Source organism: Flavobacterium aquidurense (assembly GCF_001404985.1).
GTDB lineage: Bacteria > Bacteroidota > Bacteroidia > Flavobacteriales > Flavobacteriaceae > Flavobacterium > Flavobacterium aquidurense_B.
In genome coordinates, this window is record NZ_JRLF01000015.1 from 675601 (window position 1) to 698517 (window position 22917).

The 22917-nt window shown below is 32.9% G+C and carries 21 protein-coding genes; 14 read left to right on the forward strand and 7 right to left on the reverse strand.

Annotated features, from left to right (window positions below):
- Positions 1-48 precede the first annotated feature (48 nt).
- The 3 genes from prfA to RC62_RS21490 all read right to left on the reverse strand — a co-directional run bounded on the left by prfA (position 49) and on the right by RC62_RS21490 (position 2023).
- Positions 49-1125, reverse strand: coding sequence for a peptide chain release factor 1 (prfA, locus tag RC62_RS21480; protein ID WP_026981929.1), 1077 nt, complete (start codon positions 1123-1125; stop codon positions 49-51).
- A 263-nt stretch (positions 1126-1388) separates the two neighbouring features.
- Entirely contained in the window at positions 1389-1799 is a 411-nt protein-coding gene (locus RC62_RS21485) for a type II toxin-antitoxin system HicB family antitoxin (RefSeq protein WP_055098391.1), read from the reverse strand.
- Between the two features lie 35 nt (positions 1800-1834).
- Positions 1835-2023 (reverse strand): type II toxin-antitoxin system HicA family toxin, encoded by a 189-nt coding sequence (locus RC62_RS21490; protein WP_055098392.1) that lies wholly within the window; start codon positions 2021-2023, stop codon positions 1835-1837.
- Positions 2024-2247: 224 nt separating this feature from the next.
- On the opposite strand from RC62_RS21490, the gene RC62_RS21495 reads away from it, so the two are divergent.
- The 5 genes from RC62_RS21495 (at position 2248) to RC62_RS22945 (ending at position 4378) form a co-directional block, all read left to right on the forward strand.
- Positions 2248-2877, forward strand: coding sequence for a hypothetical protein (locus RC62_RS21495; protein ID WP_055098393.1), 630 nt, complete (start codon positions 2248-2250; stop codon positions 2875-2877).
- A 159-nt stretch (positions 2878-3036) separates the two neighbouring features.
- A complete protein-coding gene (locus tag RC62_RS21500; RefSeq protein WP_055098394.1) occupies positions 3037-3438 on the forward strand; it encodes a surface-adhesin E family protein in 402 nt (133 codons plus the stop codon).
- A gap of 270 nt (positions 3439-3708) precedes the next feature.
- A complete protein-coding gene (locus RC62_RS22805) occupies positions 3709-3870 on the forward strand; it encodes a YodC family protein (protein ID WP_082421341.1) in 162 nt (53 codons plus the stop codon).
- 73 nt (positions 3871-3943) lie between these two features.
- Positions 3944-4129, forward strand: a complete 186-nt coding sequence (locus tag RC62_RS21505; protein WP_055098395.1) for a hypothetical protein — start codon at positions 3944-3946, stop codon at positions 4127-4129.
- A 72-nt stretch (positions 4130-4201) separates the two neighbouring features.
- Positions 4202-4378, forward strand: coding sequence for a hypothetical protein (locus RC62_RS22945; protein ID WP_157472607.1), 177 nt, complete (start codon positions 4202-4204; stop codon positions 4376-4378).
- Positions 4379-4509: 131 nt separating this feature from the next.
- Here the strand turns inward: RC62_RS22945 and RC62_RS21510 are convergent, their stop codons facing one another.
- The 3 genes from RC62_RS21510 to RC62_RS21525 all read right to left on the reverse strand — a co-directional run bounded on the left by RC62_RS21510 (position 4510) and on the right by RC62_RS21525 (position 7698).
- Positions 4510-5271, reverse strand: coding sequence for a response regulator transcription factor (locus RC62_RS21510; protein WP_055098396.1), 762 nt, complete (start codon positions 5269-5271; stop codon positions 4510-4512).
- A 368-nt stretch (positions 5272-5639) separates the two neighbouring features.
- On the reverse strand, positions 5640-5978 hold the full coding sequence (locus RC62_RS21520) for a hypothetical protein (protein WP_055098398.1): 339 nt from the start codon (positions 5976-5978) through the stop codon (positions 5640-5642).
- 232 nt (positions 5979-6210) lie between these two features.
- Positions 6211-7698, reverse strand: a complete 1488-nt coding sequence (locus tag RC62_RS21525; RefSeq protein WP_055098399.1) for a carboxypeptidase regulatory-like domain-containing protein — start codon at positions 7696-7698, stop codon at positions 6211-6213.
- Positions 7699-7912: 214 nt separating this feature from the next.
- On the opposite strand from RC62_RS21525, the gene RC62_RS21530 reads away from it, so the two are divergent.
- The 6 genes from RC62_RS21530 (at position 7913) to RC62_RS21555 (ending at position 15104) form a co-directional block, all read left to right on the forward strand.
- Complete coding sequence (locus tag RC62_RS21530; RefSeq protein ID WP_055098400.1) at positions 7913-8710, forward strand: PhzF family phenazine biosynthesis protein; 798 nt, start codon at positions 7913-7915, stop codon at positions 8708-8710.
- 2 nt (positions 8711-8712) lie between these two features.
- Entirely contained in the window at positions 8713-9774 is a 1062-nt protein-coding gene (locus RC62_RS21535; RefSeq protein WP_055098401.1) for an acyltransferase family protein, read from the forward strand.
- 35 nt (positions 9775-9809) lie between these two features.
- Entirely contained in the window at positions 9810-10565 is a 756-nt protein-coding gene (locus tag RC62_RS21540) for a helix-turn-helix domain-containing protein (protein WP_055098402.1), read from the forward strand.
- A gap of 64 nt (positions 10566-10629) precedes the next feature.
- A complete protein-coding gene (locus RC62_RS21545) occupies positions 10630-11790 on the forward strand; it encodes an FAD-dependent oxidoreductase (RefSeq protein ID WP_055098403.1) in 1161 nt (386 codons plus the stop codon).
- A 278-nt stretch (positions 11791-12068) separates the two neighbouring features.
- Positions 12069-14384 (forward strand): type IA DNA topoisomerase, encoded by a 2316-nt coding sequence (locus RC62_RS21550; protein WP_055098404.1) that lies wholly within the window; start codon positions 12069-12071, stop codon positions 14382-14384.
- Positions 14385-14627: 243 nt separating this feature from the next.
- On the forward strand, positions 14628-15104 hold the full coding sequence (locus tag RC62_RS21555) for a DUF6265 family protein (protein ID WP_055098405.1): 477 nt from the start codon (positions 14628-14630) through the stop codon (positions 15102-15104).
- Positions 15105-15357: 253 nt separating this feature from the next.
- Here the strand turns inward: RC62_RS21555 and RC62_RS21560 are convergent, their stop codons facing one another.
- Entirely contained in the window at positions 15358-16518 is a 1161-nt protein-coding gene (locus RC62_RS21560) for an MFS transporter (protein WP_055098406.1), read from the reverse strand.
- 251 nt (positions 16519-16769) lie between these two features.
- On the opposite strand from RC62_RS21560, the gene RC62_RS21565 reads away from it, so the two are divergent.
- The 3 genes from RC62_RS21565 (at position 16770) to RC62_RS21575 (ending at position 22748) form a co-directional block, all read left to right on the forward strand.
- Complete coding sequence (locus RC62_RS21565; protein ID WP_055098407.1) at positions 16770-19091, forward strand: TonB-dependent receptor; 2322 nt, start codon at positions 16770-16772, stop codon at positions 19089-19091.
- Positions 19092-19328: 237 nt separating this feature from the next.
- Positions 19329-20054, forward strand: coding sequence for a hypothetical protein (locus RC62_RS21570; protein ID WP_055098408.1), 726 nt, complete (start codon positions 19329-19331; stop codon positions 20052-20054).
- A gap of 399 nt (positions 20055-20453) precedes the next feature.
- Complete coding sequence (locus RC62_RS21575; RefSeq protein WP_055098409.1) at positions 20454-22748, forward strand: TonB-dependent siderophore receptor; 2295 nt, start codon at positions 20454-20456, stop codon at positions 22746-22748.
- Positions 22749-22917 lie beyond the last annotated feature (169 nt).

Below are 22917 nucleotides of genomic sequence, written 5' to 3' on the forward strand. Positions count from 1 at the left end.
TAAATCAAGAATCTAAGAAGAAAAAATCCAAAAATCTAAGAAGTCTAATTAAAATACTTCAGAAGCTTCTTTTAATTTCTCCATATTGTTTACCAATTGAAGCTCAGCAACAATCTTCTGAATGTCACCATTCATGATATTTCCTAAATCGTAAAGTGTCAAACCAACTCTGTGATCTGTTACACGACCTTGTGCGTAGTTGTAAGTACGAATCTTAGCAGATCTGTCTCCAGAACTTACCTGAGAAGTACGTTTTGTAGCATCTTCGGCTTCTTTCTTAGCTAATTCTTGTTCGTATAAACGAGAACGTAAAACGTTCAATGCTTTATCTTTATTTTTATGCTGTGATTTCTGATCCTGACATTGCGCCACCAATCCCGTAGGAATGTGCGTTAAACGTACCGCAGATTTCGTTGTATTTACAGATTGTCCTCCAGGTCCTGATGAACAGAAGAAATCAACACGAACATCGTTCATATCAATTTGTACATCAAATTCTTCTGCTTCCGGTAAAACCATAACAGTAGCTGCAGATGTATGCACACGGCCTTGTGTTTCAGTCTGAGGAACACGTTGTACACGGTGAACACCAGCTTCAAACTTTAAAGTTCCGTAAACATCCTCGCCAGACACTTCAAAAATTACCTCTTTGAAACCTCCGGAAGTTCCTTCGTTCATATCTACTACAGAAGTTCTCCAACCCTGATTTTCGCAATACTTGGTATACATTCTAAATAAATCTCCTGCAAAAATACTCGCTTCATCCCCACCCGTTCCGGCACGAATCTCGACCATCACGTTTTTAGCATCTTCAGGATCTTTAGGGATCAACATAAACTTGATTTCTTCCTCAAGTTCCGGCAATCTTTCTTTTGCTTCATCTAGTTGCATTTTGGCCATTTCGGTCATATCTGCATCACTTCCGTCAGCAATAATTTCGTTTGCCTCATCTATATTAGCCATCAAAAGCACATATTCATCGCGCTTTTCAGCCAATGCTTTCAGGTTTTTGTACTCCTGATTCAATTGCACATAACGTTTTTGATCAGAAATAACATCCGGCTGGATAATCAAGTCTGAAATCTCGTCAAAACGTTGTTTTACTATTTGAAGTCTATCTAACATTTTCTAATTCCTTTTATTGGAGTGCAAAATTACGAAATTTTTGTTTAAAATTCTATCATTAACCTTTTGAGTTTTTTACGGGTGATTTTTAATGGAATCATGATGGTTTTTTGGAGCTATTTCCTGCTATCCGTTACAATCTTTTCCTGGCTAAAGGAGCCAGAAAAAGGATTTCCACTACTATCAGGGCTAGGGGTTTTCGGTTTTTTAATTGGCTTTTATCTCCAATTGATCTTCAAGAATAACCTAACTAATATGATAATTTAAACCAAAGTCAGATCACTTAATTCATCTGCTAATTTGTGCAAGCCTTTAGAAATCTGTAACATTTTGTCGCTAGATAAAGTCGCTAATCCTTTAGTATATTGTCTAAACAAACTTTGATTCATTCCTGCATAATGCTCTGCAAAAGCAGATTTATTGATTACACTAAAATAATCAAAAACCTGCTCTAGGTCTATTTGATAACTAATATCAAAATCAGCAATTTTAACCTTTTCTCCTTGTTCTTGCAGATATTCTACATGATATTGAAGTACTTCATTAAAATTTGCTTTTATCTCAGAGATACTATTACCAACTGTCGCTAATCCATCAATTTCTTTTGCATAAGCTGAAAAACCTGTACCCGTTTTTTCAATAATAACCGAAATCACCCTTTTTTTTGTATTCATATTGGTCTGAATTTTAAATTTAAAAAGCTGTAGAATTATTTAAGTCCCGCTGCTTTTAAAATACTATTTAAAGTGCCATTTGCCATTTCTTTACTTCCATGTCTTGGGATAGTAAGTTGATTCTGTTTTGTTGCATGTCGGTACAAATCATGGTTTGCACCATTTTTATAAAGAAACCAACCATCTTTTTTGAGAAGTTTCAACAACTCATTTACTGAAGCCATCTGCTTTAATTTAAATTACAAATTACATCTGTTGTTATTTGTGGTATTTAAATGTTATTAGATTTCTTGTTTTAGATCGGCACAAATTTATAACAATTTTGTTATATAACAAAATTGTTATAAATTAAGTTTAGGCATTTATGGATTTCCGTAAAATCATTGAATTAAAGGGATTTACTTTTGAAATATAATTTAGAACCTATTAATATTAAAACTTTTAAATCATGAAAAAAATACTATTCTTTTTACTACTTCTAATTTCTGTCTCTTGCGAAAAAAACTCAAATATTCCTGAAGATGTAAAATGGGAAATTACAAAAGAAGTACCTAACCCAGACTTAAGTAAAAATAATGTAGAAGTTCGTTTGAATAAAAAAGTCGACAAAGAAATTCTTCAAGAAATTGCAACCAAAATTCGTGAAGACCGTACTGAATATAACAAACTTTGGATTTTTTATTATATACCAAATATGACAGAAGGATTTGCTTGGGCTACAACACATTTTACCCCGACTTTAGAAATTAACATTATGGGATCAACAGAAATTCAAGATCTACAAACTTCGAATACAGAAGATATAAAGGGAGAAATTTTAAATAAATGGCGTAGTGAAAAAAGTTTAATGGGTGCGAGTTTAGTACTTTATAAAAACTTATCGCAAAAAAAAGTAATGAGAATTATGTTCAAAGATGGTAGTAAAATGGATAATGAAATTGCTGAATCAAATGAAGATGGAAAAGTAAAATATCAAGATAATAACGAAAACGGAGAATATTATATTTTAGAATCGAACGGTAATTTAGGTTTATATGGTGAAAATGGAAAATTCGATGAAGCTATCAAAATTGAATAAAAATCAGGTGTTTTTACTTGCTGATTAATTTGAATTAAAAACGATTTTTGTTTTTATTAAAAGAGATATAAAAATGAACAAAATTTATTAAACTAAAAATCGAAACTCAAATATCACTTTTTAACTTATGTCCTTTGTGTCTTTTTAAATTTATGTAAAATGAAAAAAATATTATTTACAATTTTTCTCCTTGTAATTTCAAGCAAATCATTCTCTCAAAATGATGACTTTCAGTATGTAACTTCAGCTAAAGACGGAACAGAAGTATATCTATATTTTGAAAAAGATAATTATGATACAAAAGAATTTTGGTTGAAAATAGTGCCCCCAATAAAAACTGGTAAAAATAAAAAAGGTAAGTTAATTAAAACAGGTGGCGGTTCAAGTGTTCAGTTTTATAAATTAGATTGCTCTGAGAAAACATATTCAACTTCAGATGGTGTGATTTATGATCGAAATGGTGAAATAATTGAAAAAATTTACAATGATTCGTACAATGATAAAATTATACCAGGAACAGTTATGAGTGCTGTTTATAGATATGTCTGCGAAACTGAATAAAGTATAGATGGTAGATGGATCGGATTTATGATTCGTTTTCATAATGATTAAAGAAAAAATAATCTTTATGAGCCCCCTGCTGGCGCGAGCGTCCCGCTCGTGAACACAAGCCACGTCAATAACAAAAAAATGAAATATTACACGGGCACGAGCGAGACGCTCGCGCTAGCCGAGGAATCTAACACAAATAAATTAAATCATCTTTAACACGAATACAAAAAAAAACAAAGTAAGATAAATCAATAATCAAATAATTAAAAAAATAATATTATGAGCAAATTTAAAATTGGTGATGTTGTCAAATTAAAATCTGGCAGTCCATCTATGACTATTAGTGAGGATTATAAAAACGGCTGGTATAAAGTTTCATGGTTTTTAGATGGCATCCCAAAAGAGTACGAATTCCATGAAGAAGTTTTACAATTACAATAATAAAGTCATTTTCTAATCTCAAGCTTACGCGAACACCACAAACTAAGAAAAATTCATAAATCCTTAAATAAGTATGTTAAAGAAAAAAGAATATCAAACAGGAACAGTAACAGGAACACAAATCGAAAATGGTTTTTTAAGCAACTGGTTAGTAGAACGATCTAACACCGGCTGGACATTAAAATCATTAGAAAAATATTATAGTAAAGAAAAAGAAGAAGATTCATTTGTTTGGGTTCTTGAAAGAGAAGTACAATAACAAACCATATTTATTCTTGCTAATTTTCAAAACTTGCAAATATATAAGATATTAACTATTAAATTAATAAATATGAAACTTATTCAAATTACCGATTTAAACAATTTTGTTTTTAACATTAACCCTAATCAAATTACAAGAGTAGAAGAATATACTAAATCTAATACAATTGTCATTCATTTTTCTGACGGATTTGGATTAAAAAGCAATATCTCATTAGCACAACTATTATTTTTAATTGGAAATTGAAAATTGTTGCGATCTTATTGCTATAAAAACAAATTATTTACAATAAAAATAGGCAAAAAGTTCCAAACACTTTTTGCCCATTTCCCACGCTATCGCGAGCGTCTCGCACGTAAACGCAATCTAAATCAATTTCAAATAATCTTATTATCCAAAGCAAAAGACAATGCTTCGGTAAAATTTTTAACTTCAAAAGTTTCAAAAATTTTTCTTCTATAATATTTTATCGTGTCCGGAGAAACAAACATTTTTTCGGCAATCTGATTTATGGTTAAACCCTGACCATATAACCGAAGTATTTCCAATTCTTTGTATTTTAATTTTAATTTATTTTTTGCAATCCAGACTTTACCGGATAAATCAAATTTCCACAAAGTATCTGAACCCTGCTTGTTTATAATAATGTTTCCAGCTTTTTTATTGTGTGAAATAGAAACCAGACACAACGATTTCCAAACTGCTCCTTGCTGATTAAGAAAAAGTGGCGTCAGTTTATGATTGATAAGAATGGGTTTATCATATTTCCCCTTTAAATGAAAATCATACGATATGCTGTATAATTTTCGTTCGTCATTGTTAGGTAGTTTATCATAAAAATCAAATCCGGCATTGTTGATGGTTTCTAATAACTGAAGATCTTCAGTTGGAACATTATTAAAATAGAATTCATAACCCATTTCAAGAACTTCTTCTGCCGAAAAACCACATAAAAACAAAGGATTATTAGACACATATTCAAACTTCATTTCTTCATAATCAATTACATAAATACTTTGATACGTAATTTTTGCAAAAGATTTCACCACTTCCAGATAATTACCAAACTGAAATTTGTCTGCCTCTGATGTAGCTTCTATCTTGTTGCGGCTGAGTAAAGATCTTTTTTCATTTTCCATCTTATAAAAATACTAAAAACTACACAAAAGTGTAAATTGAATTTAAAATCAATTACTTTTTTTTGTACTTAGTTTTAACTTTTTTATTTATGAGAAACAAATCAGTATCAGATTCTAGTTTAAAAGAACTAAATAAGAATAAAAAAGTGTTAAAAATAACTAGTATCGGGTTAAGCATTTTATGGATTCTTATTTTGACCTGGATCATTAGTGTAACAAAATACAGGTTAATTTTTACGCTGTTGACTCTTAGTGTTACAACAATAATCCCTATTTTAATTTTTATATATCATATAGATTCCGAAATTAAAAAACGTAATTCGCAGAACAATTAATGAATCACACGCTGACGCTAGCAATAGAAAAACTTATACTGCATTAGACTCCAAATAAATCTTGTGCAAATCATCCAACAACTCCATTTCTTGTTCTGGTAAAAGCTGCAATGCAATTTCAAGCAAAGTCATTACATTAATATCTGTATTTGCTGTAATACTTGACAGACTTTTTGCATCATCATTAAGCAAAATAATACTTGCTTTTAGTAAATCTGAAACCATCATATTAAGTTCGTTATAACCGGATACTTTTAGATTTACGCTAAACGAATTATCACCTTTATTTTCTTGTTTTAGTCTTCTGAAATCTTTTGTTTTATTCATTAATTCAAAAAATTCTGTGGCTTGTTTATTATTCTGTATTTCCATGATTTTATATTTATTTCTTCGAAACGAAATTACAGTTAATACTTTAATTTTAAGTGATTGTATACAATCGGGTGCATACAACTGATTTTTATAAATAATAGATTATCAACAAGATATACTAAAAATTCAATTTACAGATTTATCAATAAATTTTGAAACTAAACAAAAAAAGCTACCAGAAAAATAATTCCGGTAGCTTTTTTAAAATAAGCGTATATAGTATTGTTACGTATTAAAAAGAACTTACATAAGTAGCGCTTGCATCTTTATATGCTTTCCAATTCGTATTTGAATAATCTACGTCATCTACAGCTATTTTAAGAGTAGAAGCATTATTTAGGAAATTCGCTCCGTTAAATTTTTTGTTATTACCATTTTTAAGATTTAGTGTAGTTAACAAATTGTTATTACAAGCAAAATAATTTCCATCGACTGCTGCAATAAGAGGGTTTTTAGAAAGGTCCAGAGAGGTCAGTTTATTATAAGGACAGTTCAAACTTGTTAGTTTTGGATTGTTACTAACATCTAAACTAGAAATCAGATTGTTAGGACAATATAATGTAGCAAGGTTGATATTTTTACTCACATCTATTGTAGTAATTTTGTTTCCTGAACAGGTAACCATGGCTAAAAGCGGGTTGCCACTCAAATCTAGAGTAGTTAGCTTATTGCCATCACAACCTAGACTTTTTAGAGCTGCATTTTTAGAAACGTCCAGCGTCGTTAGATTGTTGTTCTCAGTCCATAATACTTCTAAAGCAGGATTTTTAGAAACATCCAGTGTATTCAATTTAGCTCCTCCGCTATATAAATTTACTAATGCTGGATTTTTAGATAGATCTATAGTACTGATAGTACCACCAAAACCTAATTCTTTTAACAACGTATTTTTTGTAACATCTAATGTCGTTAACGGATTTCTGTCACAATACAACAATGTAAGAGCAGTGTGATTTGAAACGTCTAACGTAGTAATTAAATTAGAACTCATTTTTAATGTTTGCAAAGCCAGATTCTTAGAGATATCTATAGTCGTTATGTTATTAAATGAAACATCTACTGTTTTTAAGGCAAGATTTTTAGAAAGGTCTACTGATGTTAGTTTTATAACAGAAGTACCATATATGTTTGAACAAGAGAAACTTTCTAAAGCTGCAAAATCCTGAATTCCTGTTAGATCTGCCACTCCTGAATCATTAAGATATAGGGACTTAATTTTATTTATTTTATACGTAGGCACGCTTCCGTCAACAGGCGCTGTATCATATCCGTTTTTAATAAGTATTTCTTCAAATTTAGCATCTGGTATAAGCGTTTTTATCGCAGGATCGCCTCCCATAACCACTGGTAGCGTAGTGGTTATTCCAGCTGCTACTGTAACCGAAGTAGTTTGAGTAATATACGAAGGAAAAGAAATTACAACGCTGGCAGCGCCCGCAGGTACATTAGTGAATGTAAAAGTACCATTAGCTCCAATAGTTGCACTTTTATCATCTTGACCTGTTTGTTTCAATATTACAGTTGCGCCTACAATAAAATTTTCATTCTCTTTTACAGTTCCCGTTACTGTACCGGTAGTTACAGCTGGTAATGTTGGTGTGTCGGGAGCATCATCTTTACTGCATGATGATGATGTTAAAGCGATAATAGATAGAAATAAAAAAAGAACTCTATTAAATTTTTCAAATTTAAAAAATTCAATTGCGTAATGTTTTGTCATAGATTTGATAGTTAATTATTTTTAACAAATAACACTATAAAATTGATTAAAAACAAATTCTTATTCACGCATAGTTTTATTAGATTATTAAAAAATTAGTTATCAAACAGAGCAAAATAATTATAAGTTTAAACAAGTAAATTCTCTAAATTTGATTTCAAATATTAAAACCTCATCTGTATTGTCCTGATACAGTTTTAAACTTATATAAAAAATGAAAACTTATTTTGTAGACTCTTTTACGAATGAAAAATTTAAAGGAAATCCAGCTGCAGTCTGTTTACCAAACACAGATCTTGACAGCAAAACGATGCAAAGTATTGCAACAGAAATTGGATTTTCTGAAACTGCTTTTATAAAACAAATTTCAGACAACACTTACAGCATCAGGTTTTTTTCGCCAAAGACTGAGATTCCGTTATGTGGACATGCGACATTGGCTTCATCAAAAATTGTTTTCGACACTACTTCATTCGAAAATATAAAATTTATTAACGCTGATAATGTCGAGCTTTTTATTGCGAAAGAAGGAAACAAGATCAAAATGCAATTTCCTGTTTATGAGACCCAGGAAACAGAAGTTCCTCAGGAAATGATTGACGCACTTGGAATTTCTGAGATTTTGGATAAAAGATATAGTCCAAAAAATAATATAATTTTAATTGAAATTAAAAGTGCAGCTGAACTGGCAAATTTAAAACCTGATTTCACGGCTTTAGTAAATTCATATACCGGAATAAATGGTGTTTTAGTAACCGCTGTTTCTGATACTGAAGCTTTCGATTTTCATTACCGCTATTTTTGGCCTTGGTCTGGCACTAATGAAGATCCTGTAACTGGTGGCGTTCAAACTTTTTTGACCAAGTATTGGGTACAAAAACTCAACAAAACAAAACTGAATGCGTATCAGTCTTCCTCTAGAACTGGAACAATGAGTACAGAACTTTTAGAGGATAAAGTTTTTATTTTAGGCGAAGCGGTAACGGTATTAGAAGGGGAATTGAAGCTTTGATAATGCAAGTAAAACCAAAACAACATTTTGAAATCCTCGACGGATTAAGAGGAATTGCCGCTGTGGCAATTGTAATTTTTCATTTTATGGAAATCGTTCATCCGCCAAGCGAAAATTTTATTGCACATGGTTTTCTGGCGGTTGATTTTTTCTTTTGCCTTTCCGGGTTTGTTATTGCCTATGCCTATCACGATCGTATCGACAAAATGAAACTTACTGACTTTTTTAGATTGCGGTTAATCAGGTTGCATCCTTTGGTTATTTTTGGATCTGTATTAGGTGTATTGGCCTTTTTATTTGATCCCTTTGGTGGTCATCCTGAAACTTATGAAACCGGCAGATTGATTTTGATATTTCTGGCTTCGGTTTTTCTGGTTCCTTTTCCGGTTATGGCAGATCGCTATTTTAACTTATTTGGTTTAAATGCGCCTGGCTGGTCTTTGTTTTGGGAATATGTGGCGAATATGCTATACGCTCTTTTTCTTTATAAACTAAGTCGTCGTTCGCTCTTTTTATTAACTGTTTTTGCTGCAACAGGTCTTTGTTTTGTCAGTCATCGTGCCGGAGGTTCTTTATTGGGCGGATGGAGCGGAGAAACTTTCTGGGATGGTTTTGCCCGTATTTCGTATTCGTTTTTAGCGGGAATGCTCATTTATCGCTCTAACTGGATTATCAAATCAAATCTGGGATTTATCGCTTTATCCATCTTATTATTGTTGGTTTTCTTTGTACCCTTTTCTGATTTTAACTGGTTGACAGAACCTATAATCGTATTGCTTTATTTTCCGTTCCTGATAACTCTTGGGGCAGGAGCTACATTAAATCCACGATTAAAAAAATTATGTATCTTTTTGGGAAATATATCCTATCCGCTATACATGACACATTATGCCGTCATGTGGATATTTGCCAACTATTACACGAAGTATAAACCAGAAAACGGTCAGCTTACTTTTATTATAATCTCAGGAACACTTTTTTTAGTAGGCATAGCTTATTTAACTATGGTTTTTTATGACAGTCCAATTCGGAAATATCTAACAGATAAAACAAAAAAGGCTTAATTTTAAGTTTTTCAATTTTAATACTAATTCTAAAAATGAACAACGATTTCTACTACAAAGCCATAGAACCAGACGAGTCACTCGCTGACTTTGTAGAAAATATTGGAATGTTTCATAACAAGTCCCACAACGACATGGAAGTTGTCCTGATGCCGGACGGAAGAATTGATTTGTTTTTCATGAAATCAAAATCAGAACCTTTTCAGGCTACACTTATTGGTCTTGAAAATGTTCCTGAACAGCAAGCTATTCCTGCAAATACGCTGGCTTTTAAAATTAGTTTTAAACCATTGGGAGCCGAATATCTTTTGGATACTCCTATTGCCGATATATTAAATAGTGCCAAAGTTTTACCAAAAGACTTTTGGAATATGACCAACGAGGATTTAAAAGATTTTGATTCTTTTCATTCTAAAATATCCAAAAAACTAAAGGAACTTTTACCTGCCAAAATCGACGAAAGAAAACGAAAACTTTTTAAACTGGTTTATGAATCGAATGGCGAAATAAAAGTACAGCAGCTTTCAGACGAAATATCCTGGAGCAGTAGGGAAATCAATCGTTATTTCAACAAGCAATTTGGACTTTCGCTAAATGCATTCTGTAAAATTCTGCGCTTTAAGGCTTCATTAGAACATATTGCGCAAGGCAAACTTTTTCCGGAATTAAACTTCACAGATCAAAATCACTTTATAAAAGAGATCAAGAAATTCTCTGGCGTAGTTCCCAGTGAATTATTAAAAAACAAAAATGACCGATTTATACTATTATCCGTCCTGAAACAGCAATAATTTTGTCCCAACCAAAGGCTCATAAGCCAATTTGGAATAAAATTAATTTAAAACTTAAACAGGAATGTTACTAGAAAATAAACAAGTTGCTATTATAGGCGGCGGTCCCGGCGGACTTACATTAGCCAGACTTTTGCAATTGCAAAACGTAAATGTAAAAGTATACGAAAGAGATTTGAATAAAGATGCGCGCGTGCAAGGTTCTCCGCTTGATTTGCATGACGACTCAGGATTGGCAGCAATTCATAAAGCTAATTTATTTGAGGAATTCAGAAATAATTTTATGCCCGGGGCAGATAAAACCCTTATTACTGACGAAAACGCAAAAATATTTTTCAGCGATCACGAAACAAATGTTGAGGAAGATTTTGGCAATGAATATTTTCGTCCTGAAATCGACCGAGGTGTTTTAAGGAAAATATTATTAGAATCCCTACAACCGGAAACCATTGTTTGGGACAGTCACTTTATCTCTATGAAACCACAAAACGAAGGCTGGCTGCTAACATTTAAAAACGGATCGTCATTTTACGCCGATATTGTAATTGGTTCTGATGGTGCCAATTCTAAAATCCGACCTTATATTACTGATATCAAAGCATTTTATTCAGGGATTACCATGCTTGAGGGTAATGTTTATGAATCTAAAAAAGCAACACCTGCAATCGATTCTTTACTAAAAGGAGGAAAAATCATGGCTTTTGGCAACGAAAGAAATTTATTGATGGGACAAAAAGGAGATGGCGCACTTGGATTTTACGCAAGTTTTAAAGCTCCGGAAAATTGGTCATCCAACAATAACCTGGATTATACTGATAGAACACAAATACTGGAATGGTTTAAAAAAGAATACCCGGAATGGAGTAATATCTGGTACGAATTGTTCGAGAATGTTTCGACACCTTTTATTCCGCGTCCTATTAATTGTATGCCTTTAGATCAAAACTGGGAAGCATTGCCAAACGTAACCATTATTGGTGATGCAGCGCATGTTATGCCTCCTTTTGCCGGCGAAGGCGCAAATATGGCAATGCGAGATGCATTAGAATTAAATGAATGCCTAACATCTGACACTTATAAAACAATTCACGAAGCTATTGCTGATTATGAAATAAGTATGCGAGAAAGAGCATCAAAAGCAGCACAGGAATCACTTGAGAATGGTGAAAAAATGCATTCAAAAGAAGCATTAAAAACGATGTTGGAGTTTTTTGCAGGTGTGTAGAAAGATGTTAAGAAACTAAGATTCTATCCCGAAGCTTCGGGACTAAGCAACGAAGCAATCACAATAGGATATACTAAATGTGATTGTTTTGTTGCTCGCAAGGAATAAATGTTGCGACTTCGCGAGATTAAAAAAAAACAAACTTAAAAAACTTCATATCCAGCTTTTTAACGACAATATAAAAAACTTAGTCCCGAAGCCTTGTCATAGAACTTTAGAACCTTAACAACTTTCTTATAATAAATCCTTAATTTCGCTCTTCAAATGTAAAAGAGAAAATGAAGGTCTGTATAGCTGAGAAACCAAGTGTAGCACGTGAAATCGCATCCGTTTTGGGAGCCAATACCAAACATGACGGATATTATGAAGGAAACGGTTATGCGGTAACGTATACTTTTGGACATTTATGCACTTTAAAAGAGCCTAACGATTATAAACCTCATTGGAAAAGCTGGGATTTGAACAACTTACCCATGCTTCCTGAAAAGTTTGAAACTAAAGTAGTAGAGAATTCAGGAATCCAGAAACAATTTAAAATAGTAAAAAGTCTATTCGACAAAGCCGAAGTTGTCATAAACTGCGGGGATGCCGGACAGGAAGGAGAATTGATTCAGCGTTGGGTAATGAACGAAGCCCATTATAAAGGCGAAGTACAGCGTTTATGGATTTCGTCCCTGACAACCGAAGCTATAAAAGAAGGTTTCGAGAACTTAAAACCTTCTGCCAACTACGATAATTTATTTTATGCCGGATTTTCGAGAGCTATTGGCGACTGGTTATTAGGTATGAATGCTACACGTTTGTATACTGTAAAACATGGCGGTTACAAACAAGTATTGTCTATTGGCCGTGTGCAAACGCCAACATTGGCAATGGTTGTAGACCGTTTTAAGGAAATTGAAAATTTTAAGCCTCAACCCTATTGGGAATTACAGACTTTATACAGAGAAACACTTTTTAGTTATGAAGAAGGCCGTTTCCTGAAAAAAGAAGACGGTGAACTTTTGGCTAATAAAGTTAAAGAAAGTGAATTCGAAATTGTTTCTGTCGATAAAAAGAACGGAAACGAATACGCACCAAAACTATTTGACTTAACAGGTTTACAGGTATATTGCAATACAAAATTTGGATTCTCTGCAGATGAAACGCTTAAAATTGTACAAACCTTATACGAACAAAAAGTAGTTACGTATCCCAGAGTTGATACGACTTTTTTACCAAACGATATCTATCCGAAAGTTCCGGGGATTCTACAAAACTTAACCAAATATTCTGAATTAACGCAACCGCTTTTAGGAAAAAAGATTAAGAAATCACCTAAAGTTTTCAACGATAAAAAAGTTACGGATCACCATGCTATTATTCCAACCGGAATAGAAAGCAATTTGCAATATAATCAGCAGCAAGTATATGACATTATTACCAAACGTTTTATTGCTGTATTTTACGACGATTGTTTAGTTGCCAACACAACAGTAATTGGAAAAGCAGCCGATGTAATGTTTAAAACCACTGGAAAAGTGATCTTAAAAAAAGGTTTCCGTGTTGTTTTTGAAGATCCAAATGCCAAAGAAAAAGAAGCCGATTTATTACCCAATTTTGTTGTGGGAGAAAAAGGTCCGCATGAGCCTTCGTTTTTAGAAAAAGAGACCAAACCACCCAATCAGTTTACAGAGGCAACTTTATTGCGTGCGATGGAAACCGCAGGAAAACAAGTCGACGACGAAGATTTACGAGAATTGATGAAAGAAAATGGTATTGGCCGTCCGTCAACGCGTGCGAATATTATCGAAACACTTTTTAAACGTCAATATATTGTTCGAAATAAAAAGCAGGTTTTGCCAACGCCAACAGGAATTCAGCTTATTGATACAATTCAGAATGAATTAATTAAATCGGCGGAACTTACAGGTTCGTGGGAAAAGCAGCTTAAAGATATCGAAAAAGGAACTTTTACCGCTGGAGCTTTTATAAAAAACATGAAGCGAATGGTTGAAGCTTTGGTTACTGAAGTCCGAAGTGAAACCAGGCATGCCAATATTTCGCATGCAGGAAGTGTGCAGAAAGAAGTCGCTAAAGTAGAGAAAAAGAAAGCTGACGGAATTTTAGCAGAAACCTGTCCAAAATGCCAGAAAGCTACTTTGATAAAAGGAAAGTCCGCTTACGGATGTGGTAATTATAAAGCAGGTTGTGATTTTGTTTTGCCTTATACTTTTGCAGAGAAAAAAATATCTGAAAATCAATATCTAAGACTAGTCCAAAAAGGATCGACCGTAAATATAAAAGGTTTCAAAACCGATGAAGGAACTGTTGAAGGTTTAATACGCTTTGAAGAAAATTACAAACTTAAACTCGAAACCAAGAAAACAACTCCTAAAGCGAAATCAAAACCATCTGCAACAAATGATTCTGATGCATTAACGTGTCCGAAATGTAAAAAAGGAACAATAATGAAAGGGAATACCGCTTATGGATGTGGCGATTATAAATTGGGTTGTGATTTTAAAGTGACTTTTGATGATGTAAGAGCCAAACTAAAAGATCAAAAACCAACAAAAGAACTGGTTTATTCAATTTTGAGCAACAGTATATAGATTTTTGCCACAGATTAAAAGGATTAAAATGATTTTTGTTTCACGCAGATTCTGCAGATTTGGGCAGATTTAATTTTGATTTTTAATTATATACAAATCAGTGATTATCAGCTTAAATCTTTTTAAATCTGCGTGAAACAAAAAATTCGTGACCCGAGCGATAGCGAATAAGCGAAGTAAATTTGTGGTTAACTTTTTTTTCATACTTTAGTATTTCAAATTAATACCAAAAAATCAAAATATATGTTTCAAAAAATTACTCTTTTAATTCTTTTAGTAGCCATTGTTTCTTGCCAGAAAAAAGAATCTGTTGAAAAAGATAAAATCAAAATTGCTGATTGGCTGATTGGCAATTGGGAAAATAAATCTACTGATGGCGCACTTTCAGAAAACTGGATCAAACTAAATGACAGTACTTTTAGTGCTGCTTCATACTTTATAAAAGGAAAAGATACATTACATTTCGAAAATATTGTTTTAGCTCAAAAAGGCGAAACATTAACGTATTTTGCCACCGTAAAAGGTCAAAATGATGATAAACCTGTTGCATTTAATTCAACTTTAGAATCTGATAAACAATTGGTTTTCGAAAATCCAAAACATGATTATCCTCAAAAAATTACGTATACAAAAGGTGGTAATAATACTTTGACCGCTGAGATTTCTGGAAAATTGGATGGAAAAGTTACAACGGAAAAGTTTGTAATGGCGAAGAAATAATGATATGTGAAAACTTGTTCTCTACAATCGGGAGCAAGTTTTTTCTAATGTATCATCATCTAAATTTGCTGACTTATCTAAATCTGGACTTTAGTCCAGTTCTACAAAATGAATCAAACCAAAGGTTCTTGCTTTAAAATTCCTCAGGGATGGTCTATATTGTAGCGCTGGACTTTAGTACCGTTTAGGCAATCAAAAAAATTGAAAAAACTTAGCTACTTAGCAACTCAGAACCTCAGCAACTTCAAAAAACCTACTCATTCTCCCCGATTTTATTTACCATAAAAATCATCAGTATACCTAGAAACGCCATTACCAAAAATGCAAATTTCATACTTAAGTATTCAGAGATAAACCCAACCATTGGCGGAACCAGTAAAAAACCCAGATAACCAATTGTAGATATAGAGGTTAATGCAGAACCGCTGCTTAATTTTGAAGATCTTCCGGCAATGCTAAATACTAACGGAACTACGCAGGAAACCCCTACTCCGATTAAAACATAACCAAAAATCGTAGGATAGATAAAAGGCAATAGAAAACAAATTGCAAATCCTACAGTGATAAAAATACCGCTGTAAAGCAAAATTCGTTTCGTGCCAAATTTCATTACGCCATAATCTCCAAACAAACGTCCTAAAGTTACGGCTGTTGCAAAAAATACAAATGCTGCACTGGTTAACTTTGGTGAAGCATGTAATATATTTTCGAAATAAATTCCGCTCCAATCGTACATCGTGTTTTCGCAAGCCATAGATACAAAACAAATTATGGCAAACTTGATCAGGTTTTTTTCCGGCATCGAAAAGAATTTCTTCTTAACCGGTACTGGCTCATTATGAATACTTAAAGGATAAAAACAAGCAGTAAGCGCCATCATAAAAACACTTACTCCCAATAAATGATGTGATGGTGCAATATGCCTTGATACCATTACATAACCTAAACCTGCTCCGGAAAAAACGGCAATACTCCAAACAGCATGAAAACGGGTTATGATCGATTGCTTGTATAATTTCTGAACCTCAAGCGATTGGGCATTAATAGATAAATTAAAGATATTACGAGAAGCCCCAAAGATTAAAAGTATAATGACCAGCTGCCATACAAAACCGGCAAGACCGGGTAAAGCCAGAACAATGTTAAACATTACTGCTCCTAATAACATGATATAACGGCTGCTGTATTTGTTTAATAATCTTCCTGTAAAAGGCATTGTTAGCATCAAACCGATAGGAAAGGCGAATAAAACAGTTCCAAATTCAGCTTCGGATAAATGTAATTGTGCTTTTATATGCGGAATTCGGGAGACCCAGGAAGAATATCCAAATCCGGAAAGGAAAAAAAATACAGTATTAGCTATTCTAAATCCTCTGGGTGTATTTTGAATTTTTTTAAAGAAAGGTAAAATCATGAAGTAATTTTTCAGACTGCAAAATTAAGTCTTTTGAAGTGTAACTTCTACCCTTTTCAGATTTTTTAATGAACGTAAGAATTTTAATTTAATTGACAGTCATTCATTAATTTTAAAAAAAGTGGAGCAAAATATAACAAAAACTACAATAAATCAAACTAAATAATATTTGTTAAGGAAATATTAATTTTTAAATTTGCACTGTTTTTATTAATTCTAAATAAAAATAAATCTTAACCAAATAATTAAAAATGAAATATTCTACTGCGAAAACATATCGTTTTCTATTTACAATCAGTTTTCTTTTCTCTGTTTTTTGTTCATTTGCTCAACAAAATTTTGGAAAAATAAAAGGAACAATCACTACATCTGACGGAGATCCGGCAGCTGGCGTAAATGTTATTCTTAAAAACTCAAAATATGGTACTACCACAAACGACGATGGTAGTTTTGAACTAAACAGAGCCCGACCAAATACTTATACGATACAAATATCCTTAACCGGTAACGAAACTACTGAACAAGATGTTGTAGTAACCGAAAATGAAACGGCAACTATTAATTTGCAATTAAAAGTTTCTAACAAAGAATTACATGAAGTTGTCGTGAATGGCAAGAAAAGCATCTTATCTAAAAAAACAGATTACGTTGCCAGAATGCCGTTAAAAAACCTGGAGAATCCACAAGTTTATAGTGTGATACAAAAAGAACTTTTGCAGGAGCAAATTGCAGTAGATATTAGAAACGCGGTTCAAAATGCACCTGGTGTAACTTCTAAAATTTATCCTTCGGGAGGACTTGAAATTTCTTTTAGAGGATTTAGCACGGGTGTTAATGCCAGAAACGGAATGGAAAATATGACGGGACGAAGCTCTATTTCTATTGATAATGCAGAACGTATTGAAGTTCTTAAAGGACCTTCAGGAACTTTATTCGGATCATCTGTTTCCTCTTTTGGAGGTGTTGTAAACCTGGTTACCAAAAAACCGTTTGAAACCAAAAAAACAGAAGTATCATACACAGCTGGAAGTTATGGATTAAACAGGCTTGCTCTTGATATTAATACCCCATTAACGCAAGACAATAAAGTGCTGTTCAGGCTAAATACTTCTGTAAACACAGAGAAGAGTTTTTTAAACTTTGGTTTTAATAAAACGTTGCTGATCGCTCCAAGCCTTATTTATAAAGCAACAGATAAATTAACGCTGAGCCTGGATACCGAAGTGTATAATACAAACAACACTCGCCCTACTTACGGACGTTCATACGCTGCCGGAATTACGAACCCAACGGATCTTAAGGTCGACTATAAAACAAGTTTATTTCACGATGATGCGGATGCAAAAACCTCATCGGCAAAAGTTTTTGTCCAGGCAGAATATAAACTGGCAGAAAACTGGAAATCTACTACTCTTTTCTCATTTATAGACGAAAATGTAGCTCACAGTTATCAATATTACACGGTTTGGAATTCGCCTACTGAAGTGCAAAGAATCGTATCTCTTTTTGGACCAATTGCCAACCAGTTTACGAATATACAAGAGAATATTAACGGAGAATTTGCAACCGGAAGCATCAAACATAAATTATTAGCGGGCGTAAATTACAGGTTTACAAACGGCACATTTACTTATGGAACAACAGGAGTTTTAGATACTATTGATGTAACAAAAACTTTTAGCCCAATACGAAAAAAACAAGTCGATGCAGTAGTATCTCAATTTGAATTTGGAGTTCCTGACGAACAAACATTTAGTGTTTATGCATCAGATGTAATTAGCTTTACAGATCGTTTATCTGCTATGCTGAGCCTTCGAATGGATAACTTTGTCCAGAAAAAATTAGAAGATACAGAAGGTTATAACCAGACGGCTTTATCTCCTAAATTAGGTTTGGTTTATGAAGTTGTTAAAGATCAGGTCTCTTTATTTGGAAACTATATGAATGGTTTTCAAAATTCAGGTCCTGTAAATCAACCGGACGGAACATTGTTAGTTTTAAAACCAGTTTATGCAAATCAATATGAAGGTGGTGTAAAAGTAGAAGCTTTTAATAAAAAATTAAGCACTACAGTAAGCTATTACAACATTACTATTGATAATGCTACAAGAACAACTCCTGATGGTTTTTCTGTTCAGGACGGTAAACAAGTAAGTAAAGGTGTGGATTTCGAATTTATTGCTAACCCTATAGAAGGTTTAAACGCAATGTTGGGTTATGCCTATAACGATAATCGTATTGTAAAATCATCTGATGCTGCGATTGAAGGAAATAAAGCCAGCGGTGCGCCTGAAAACGTAGTTAATTTTTGGGTTTCTTATAAATTTCAAAACATATTAAAAGATTTAGGAGTTGGTTTTGGAGGAAATTATGTAGACAAGCAATATAAATTTGAAGATCAAAGTTTTTACGCTCCATCATATTCAGTTTATAATGCTACTGTATTTTATGACCAGCCAACATGGAGAATTGGTGTTAAATTCAATAACTTAAACAATAAACAATACTGGGATTCCTATGGAATGGCTCAGACTCCAACAAACTTCTTGGTAAACTTAACTTTGAAGTTTTAAATACAATTTTATCAAAAACACCTCTGCCTGAAAAACAGAGGTGTTTTATTTTATAACAGAAATAAAAAATACTTTCTTATTAATTGAAATTTTTAACACCCAAAACCTTTCTAAGAATTTGATATGGTACAATTTACAAACTTTAACAAGCCTTTTTACTTGTTTTATTTTTAATTATTCTAAATAAGGCTTAAGTTTGTGAAAAAATAATTTTTAATACAATTTAAACTTCATCTTATGAAATCTAAAACTTTAAAATCAATCGCATTTTTACTTTTTATGTTAGTTGCCAGTCCCCAATTATTTGCTCATGCACTTTGGATCGAAACTAAAGCAACCGGAACAAAAGGAAAAGCACAAGAAATTTCAGTTTTCTTTGGAGAATTTTCAGATAATGATATTACCCCTGCTTCAAAATGGTTTTCTGATTTAAAAGATTTTACCCTGGTAGTTATTAGTCCGTCAAAAAAAGAGACTAAACTTACTGCAACAGCTTTAGAAAATAAATATCAGGCGTTTTTTACGCCAGATGAAGATGGTGTTTATACCATCGCAATGCACCATAAAGTAAAAGATGTTTACGGAACTATGGTTTTAGATTATAACTCAAGCGCAACAGTTACAGTAGGTAATGCTGTAAAAGGAAACGAAGCTGCTGCCAACACAAATATCATCAGCTTATTTTCTAAAGATGCTACAACGGCAAAACAAAAGGCAAAAGTGAATGTAAATGCATCATATGAAGCTAAAGTTGCCAAAGAGCAAAAAATGAAAGTAATTGCTCCTAATGGATGGGAAAAAGAATTATGGAGTAATGAAAACGGAGAAATCTCGTTTACACCAATCTGGCCAGGAAACTATATGGTAGAATTTGCTTATACAGAGAAAACTGCCGGAGAACATAATGGTAAAAAATACGATGAAATCTGGAAAATGGCTACGTACTTAATTACAGTAAAATAGTTTATTCTTTATCTTTAGAATATAGACCTTGTTCATCTTGAGCAAGGTTTTTTTTATGTTAGGAATTAAAATACAGCAGATTTTTTGTTTGGGCGTTCCCTTCGGTCGGGCTATCCGCTAAATTCCCAATAAGTAAAACTACGGCTAAAAAGCCATGTTTTTCTAAATTGGGAGATACCGCTCTTATCCCTAACGCAACTTAGGTAAATAAGAAATTTAGAATTTTAAAAAGCTAATTTATCTTTAAATAATTAAATCATAATAAACAAAATCTTAAGACAATCTTAAGAAAAAACTAAGCAAGTTTTAAGTGCTAAAATGCATCAATAAATTTTGTTAAAACAAATTTGTGAACTTATATTTGCAAAAACTTATTTTTATTCAATCTAAATAAATACCATGAGATATAATTTACTATTTGTTTTATCTTTTATAAGCCTTGCCTCTTATAGTCAGCAATATACGAGTACAGAGAACGGTTCGACAGCAAATGATACCGTGAAAAATAAAAAAGGAGAAATTCTTAATGAAGTTTTAATCACGGCAAATAAGCCTAAAAAACCAATTGAGGCAGCTCGTTCAGGAATTAAAGTTATGGATTTGCCGCAAAGTGTTCAAATTATAGGCAATGAAGTAATCGAACAACAACAAGCGATTCGATTAAGTGAAGTGGTAAAAAACCTGAACGGTGTTTATGTAGGATCAGCTCGTGGTGGTGCACAGGAATCTTTTTTCTCAAGAGGATACGATATGTCTGCCAACAATATGTTTAAAAATGGTTTTCGTTATAATGCAGGTTCAATACCTGAAGTTTCATCATTAGAAAAAGTAGAATTCTTAAAAGGAGGTTCAGCTTTATTATATGGGAATGTCGCTCCAGGCGGAATTATGAATTTAGTTACCAAAACACCAAAATTTACACAAGGCGGTGAATTATCCATGCAAATGGGAAGCTATTCTTTCTACAAACCATCGCTGGACATTTACGGACCATTAAATAAATCAATTGCATACAGATTTAATGCTTCTTACGAAAACTCAGAAAGCTTTAGGGATTTTGTAAAAAACGAACGTATCTATATCAATCCATCATTTTTATTTCATATCTCAGACAAAACCCAAATTACTGTACAAGGGGATTATTTAAGTGCAGACTGGACTCCTGATTTTGGTACCGGAATTTACGAGAAAACAATATTAGACTTACCACGCAACGAATTTTTTGGAGCACTTTGGTCAACCGCAAATACAAAATCTGCCAGCGCTTCAGTATTATTGAACCATGATTTTAATAAAAACTGGAAATTAAATTTTAATTCTTCTTACCAATCTTACCGCAGAACCCAAACCTCAACTGCACAATTAAGTACAATTGATGCTAATGGAAACTGGAAACGAGGTTTAACTAAATCTGATGGTGCTGAACGAATATTTGGCGATCAGTTAAGTTTGCAGGGAACTTTTAATACCGGAAGTATTAAACATCAAATATTTACAGGAGTTGATTATGAAAATTCTATCGCTCCAAGTTATACTTACGGTTTTTATGCCACACCAAATGGTACAACAGCTATAACGACAGAAGCTACTGCCATAAATCTTTACAATTACGATTATAGCACACAAAGTCTTACTATACCTTACCCAACCAGAGCAACTCAATTGGCTACAACAAATACACAACGTTTTGGTGCCTATGCTCAGGATTTAATCTCGGTTACAGAATATGTAAAAGTTTTAGCAGGTTTAAGATGGTCATGGCAGGAAAGTGATGTTGATACCTCTAAAGAAGTAGTAGAAAAAAACGTTATCACAACAAGCCTTGAAAATTCAACTCCTGTAACCAGCGCTAAAACTTTAAACAGAGCATATTCGCCTAAAGCAGGATTAGTAATACAACCTACAAAAGATTTGTCTTTGTTTGCTAGTTACTCGAACTCTTTTACACCTAATACAGGAACAACAGTAGACTTAAAACCTTTAGATCCTTCTATTATTGACCAATATGAAGTAGGTATTAAAAAAGATTTCTGGAAAGGACTTTTGAGTACTAACATTACAGCTTATCAAATATCTAATAATAATTTAGCACAAACAGCTCCGTTTTTAGCAGATGGTGTGACACAAAATGCAACAACTACCCTAAAAGAATTAGTAGGAGCAACAAAAGGAAAAGGTGTTGAAATAGATATTACAGCTACTCCGGTAGAAGGTTTGAATATTATGGCCGGTTATAGTTTTAATGAAACCAAAGTATCTAAATCATCCGGAACAAACGGAAGTCTTGTTGTTGGTGATATATTAGCAAGGACTCCAAAAAATACAGCTAATTTGAGCTTTTTCTACAAATTGCCTGAAGGTTTATTAAAAGGATTATCATTTGGAGCTGTTGCAAACTATGTTGGCGATCGCACAGGTGGTTGGAATGATGATTATTTATGGACAGCTGTTAAACCTACACCTGCCAACCCAAAACCGGATCCTGCATACATTGTAACAATTAGAGACAGGGATATTCCGTTAAAAGGATATACTACTATCGATGCTTCTATAGGTTACGAATGGAGAAAAATTTCGATTTTATGCAGATTATCAAATATTACAAATGAATTAAATTATACCGTTCACGAAAATTATAGTGTAAATCCAATAGCACCACGTCAGATAATGACAAGCTTAAGATATAAGTTTTAAAAAATTGAATTAGATTTTTATCCTCCAAAGCTTTTTCTGTATTTCTTTATTGAAAATCAGAAGAAGCTTTTGGTTTTTAAATACTATAAAACCTCATCTATAACCAGATGAGGTTTTTTATTTCATTAAATGAAAGTCTCCTAATTGTATTACTTTTGTCGCGCAGCTA

What these genes read in the sequence shown, in the direction of transcription:
- prfA (WP_026981929.1), bottom strand. Translation starts at nt 1,125, where the DNA reads ATGTTAGATAGACTTCAAATAGTAAAACAACGTTTTGACGAGATTTCA.
- RC62_RS21485 (WP_055098391.1), bottom strand. Translation starts at nt 1,799, where the DNA reads ATGAATACAAAAAAAAGGGTGATTTCGGTTATTATTGAAAAAACGGGT.
- RC62_RS21490 (WP_055098392.1), bottom strand. Translation starts at nt 2,023, where the DNA reads ATGGCTTCAGTAAATGAGTTGTTGAAACTTCTCAAAAAAGATGGTTGG.
- RC62_RS21495 (WP_055098393.1), top strand. Translation starts at nt 2,248, where the DNA reads ATGAAAAAAATACTATTCTTTTTACTACTTCTAATTTCTGTCTCTTGC.
- RC62_RS21500 (WP_055098394.1), top strand. Translation starts at nt 3,037, where the DNA reads ATGAAAAAAATATTATTTACAATTTTTCTCCTTGTAATTTCAAGCAAA.
- RC62_RS22805 (WP_082421341.1), top strand. Translation starts at nt 3,709, where the DNA reads ATGAGCAAATTTAAAATTGGTGATGTTGTCAAATTAAAATCTGGCAGT.
- RC62_RS21505 (WP_055098395.1), top strand. Translation starts at nt 3,944, where the DNA reads ATGTTAAAGAAAAAAGAATATCAAACAGGAACAGTAACAGGAACACAA.
- RC62_RS22945 (WP_157472607.1), top strand. Translation starts at nt 4,202, where the DNA reads ATGAAACTTATTCAAATTACCGATTTAAACAATTTTGTTTTTAACATT.
- RC62_RS21510 (WP_055098396.1), bottom strand. Translation starts at nt 5,271, where the DNA reads ATGGAAAATGAAAAAAGATCTTTACTCAGCCGCAACAAGATAGAAGCT.
- RC62_RS21520 (WP_055098398.1), bottom strand. Translation starts at nt 5,978, where the DNA reads ATGGAAATACAGAATAATAAACAAGCCACAGAATTTTTTGAATTAATG.
- RC62_RS21525 (WP_055098399.1), bottom strand. Translation starts at nt 7,698, where the DNA reads ATGACAAAACATTACGCAATTGAATTTTTTAAATTTGAAAAATTTAAT.
- RC62_RS21530 (WP_055098400.1), top strand. Translation starts at nt 7,913, where the DNA reads ATGAAAACTTATTTTGTAGACTCTTTTACGAATGAAAAATTTAAAGGA.
- RC62_RS21535 (WP_055098401.1), top strand. Translation starts at nt 8,713, where the DNA reads ATGCAAGTAAAACCAAAACAACATTTTGAAATCCTCGACGGATTAAGA.
- RC62_RS21540 (WP_055098402.1), top strand. Translation starts at nt 9,810, where the DNA reads ATGAACAACGATTTCTACTACAAAGCCATAGAACCAGACGAGTCACTC.
- RC62_RS21545 (WP_055098403.1), top strand. Translation starts at nt 10,630, where the DNA reads ATGTTACTAGAAAATAAACAAGTTGCTATTATAGGCGGCGGTCCCGGC.
- RC62_RS21550 (WP_055098404.1), top strand. Translation starts at nt 12,069, where the DNA reads ATGAAGGTCTGTATAGCTGAGAAACCAAGTGTAGCACGTGAAATCGCA.
- RC62_RS21555 (WP_055098405.1), top strand. Translation starts at nt 14,628, where the DNA reads ATGTTTCAAAAAATTACTCTTTTAATTCTTTTAGTAGCCATTGTTTCT.
- RC62_RS21560 (WP_055098406.1), bottom strand. Translation starts at nt 16,518, where the DNA reads ATGATTTTACCTTTCTTTAAAAAAATTCAAAATACACCCAGAGGATTT.
- RC62_RS21565 (WP_055098407.1), top strand. Translation starts at nt 16,770, where the DNA reads ATGAAATATTCTACTGCGAAAACATATCGTTTTCTATTTACAATCAGT.
- RC62_RS21570 (WP_055098408.1), top strand. Translation starts at nt 19,329, where the DNA reads ATGAAATCTAAAACTTTAAAATCAATCGCATTTTTACTTTTTATGTTA.
- RC62_RS21575 (WP_055098409.1), top strand. Translation starts at nt 20,454, where the DNA reads ATGAGATATAATTTACTATTTGTTTTATCTTTTATAAGCCTTGCCTCT.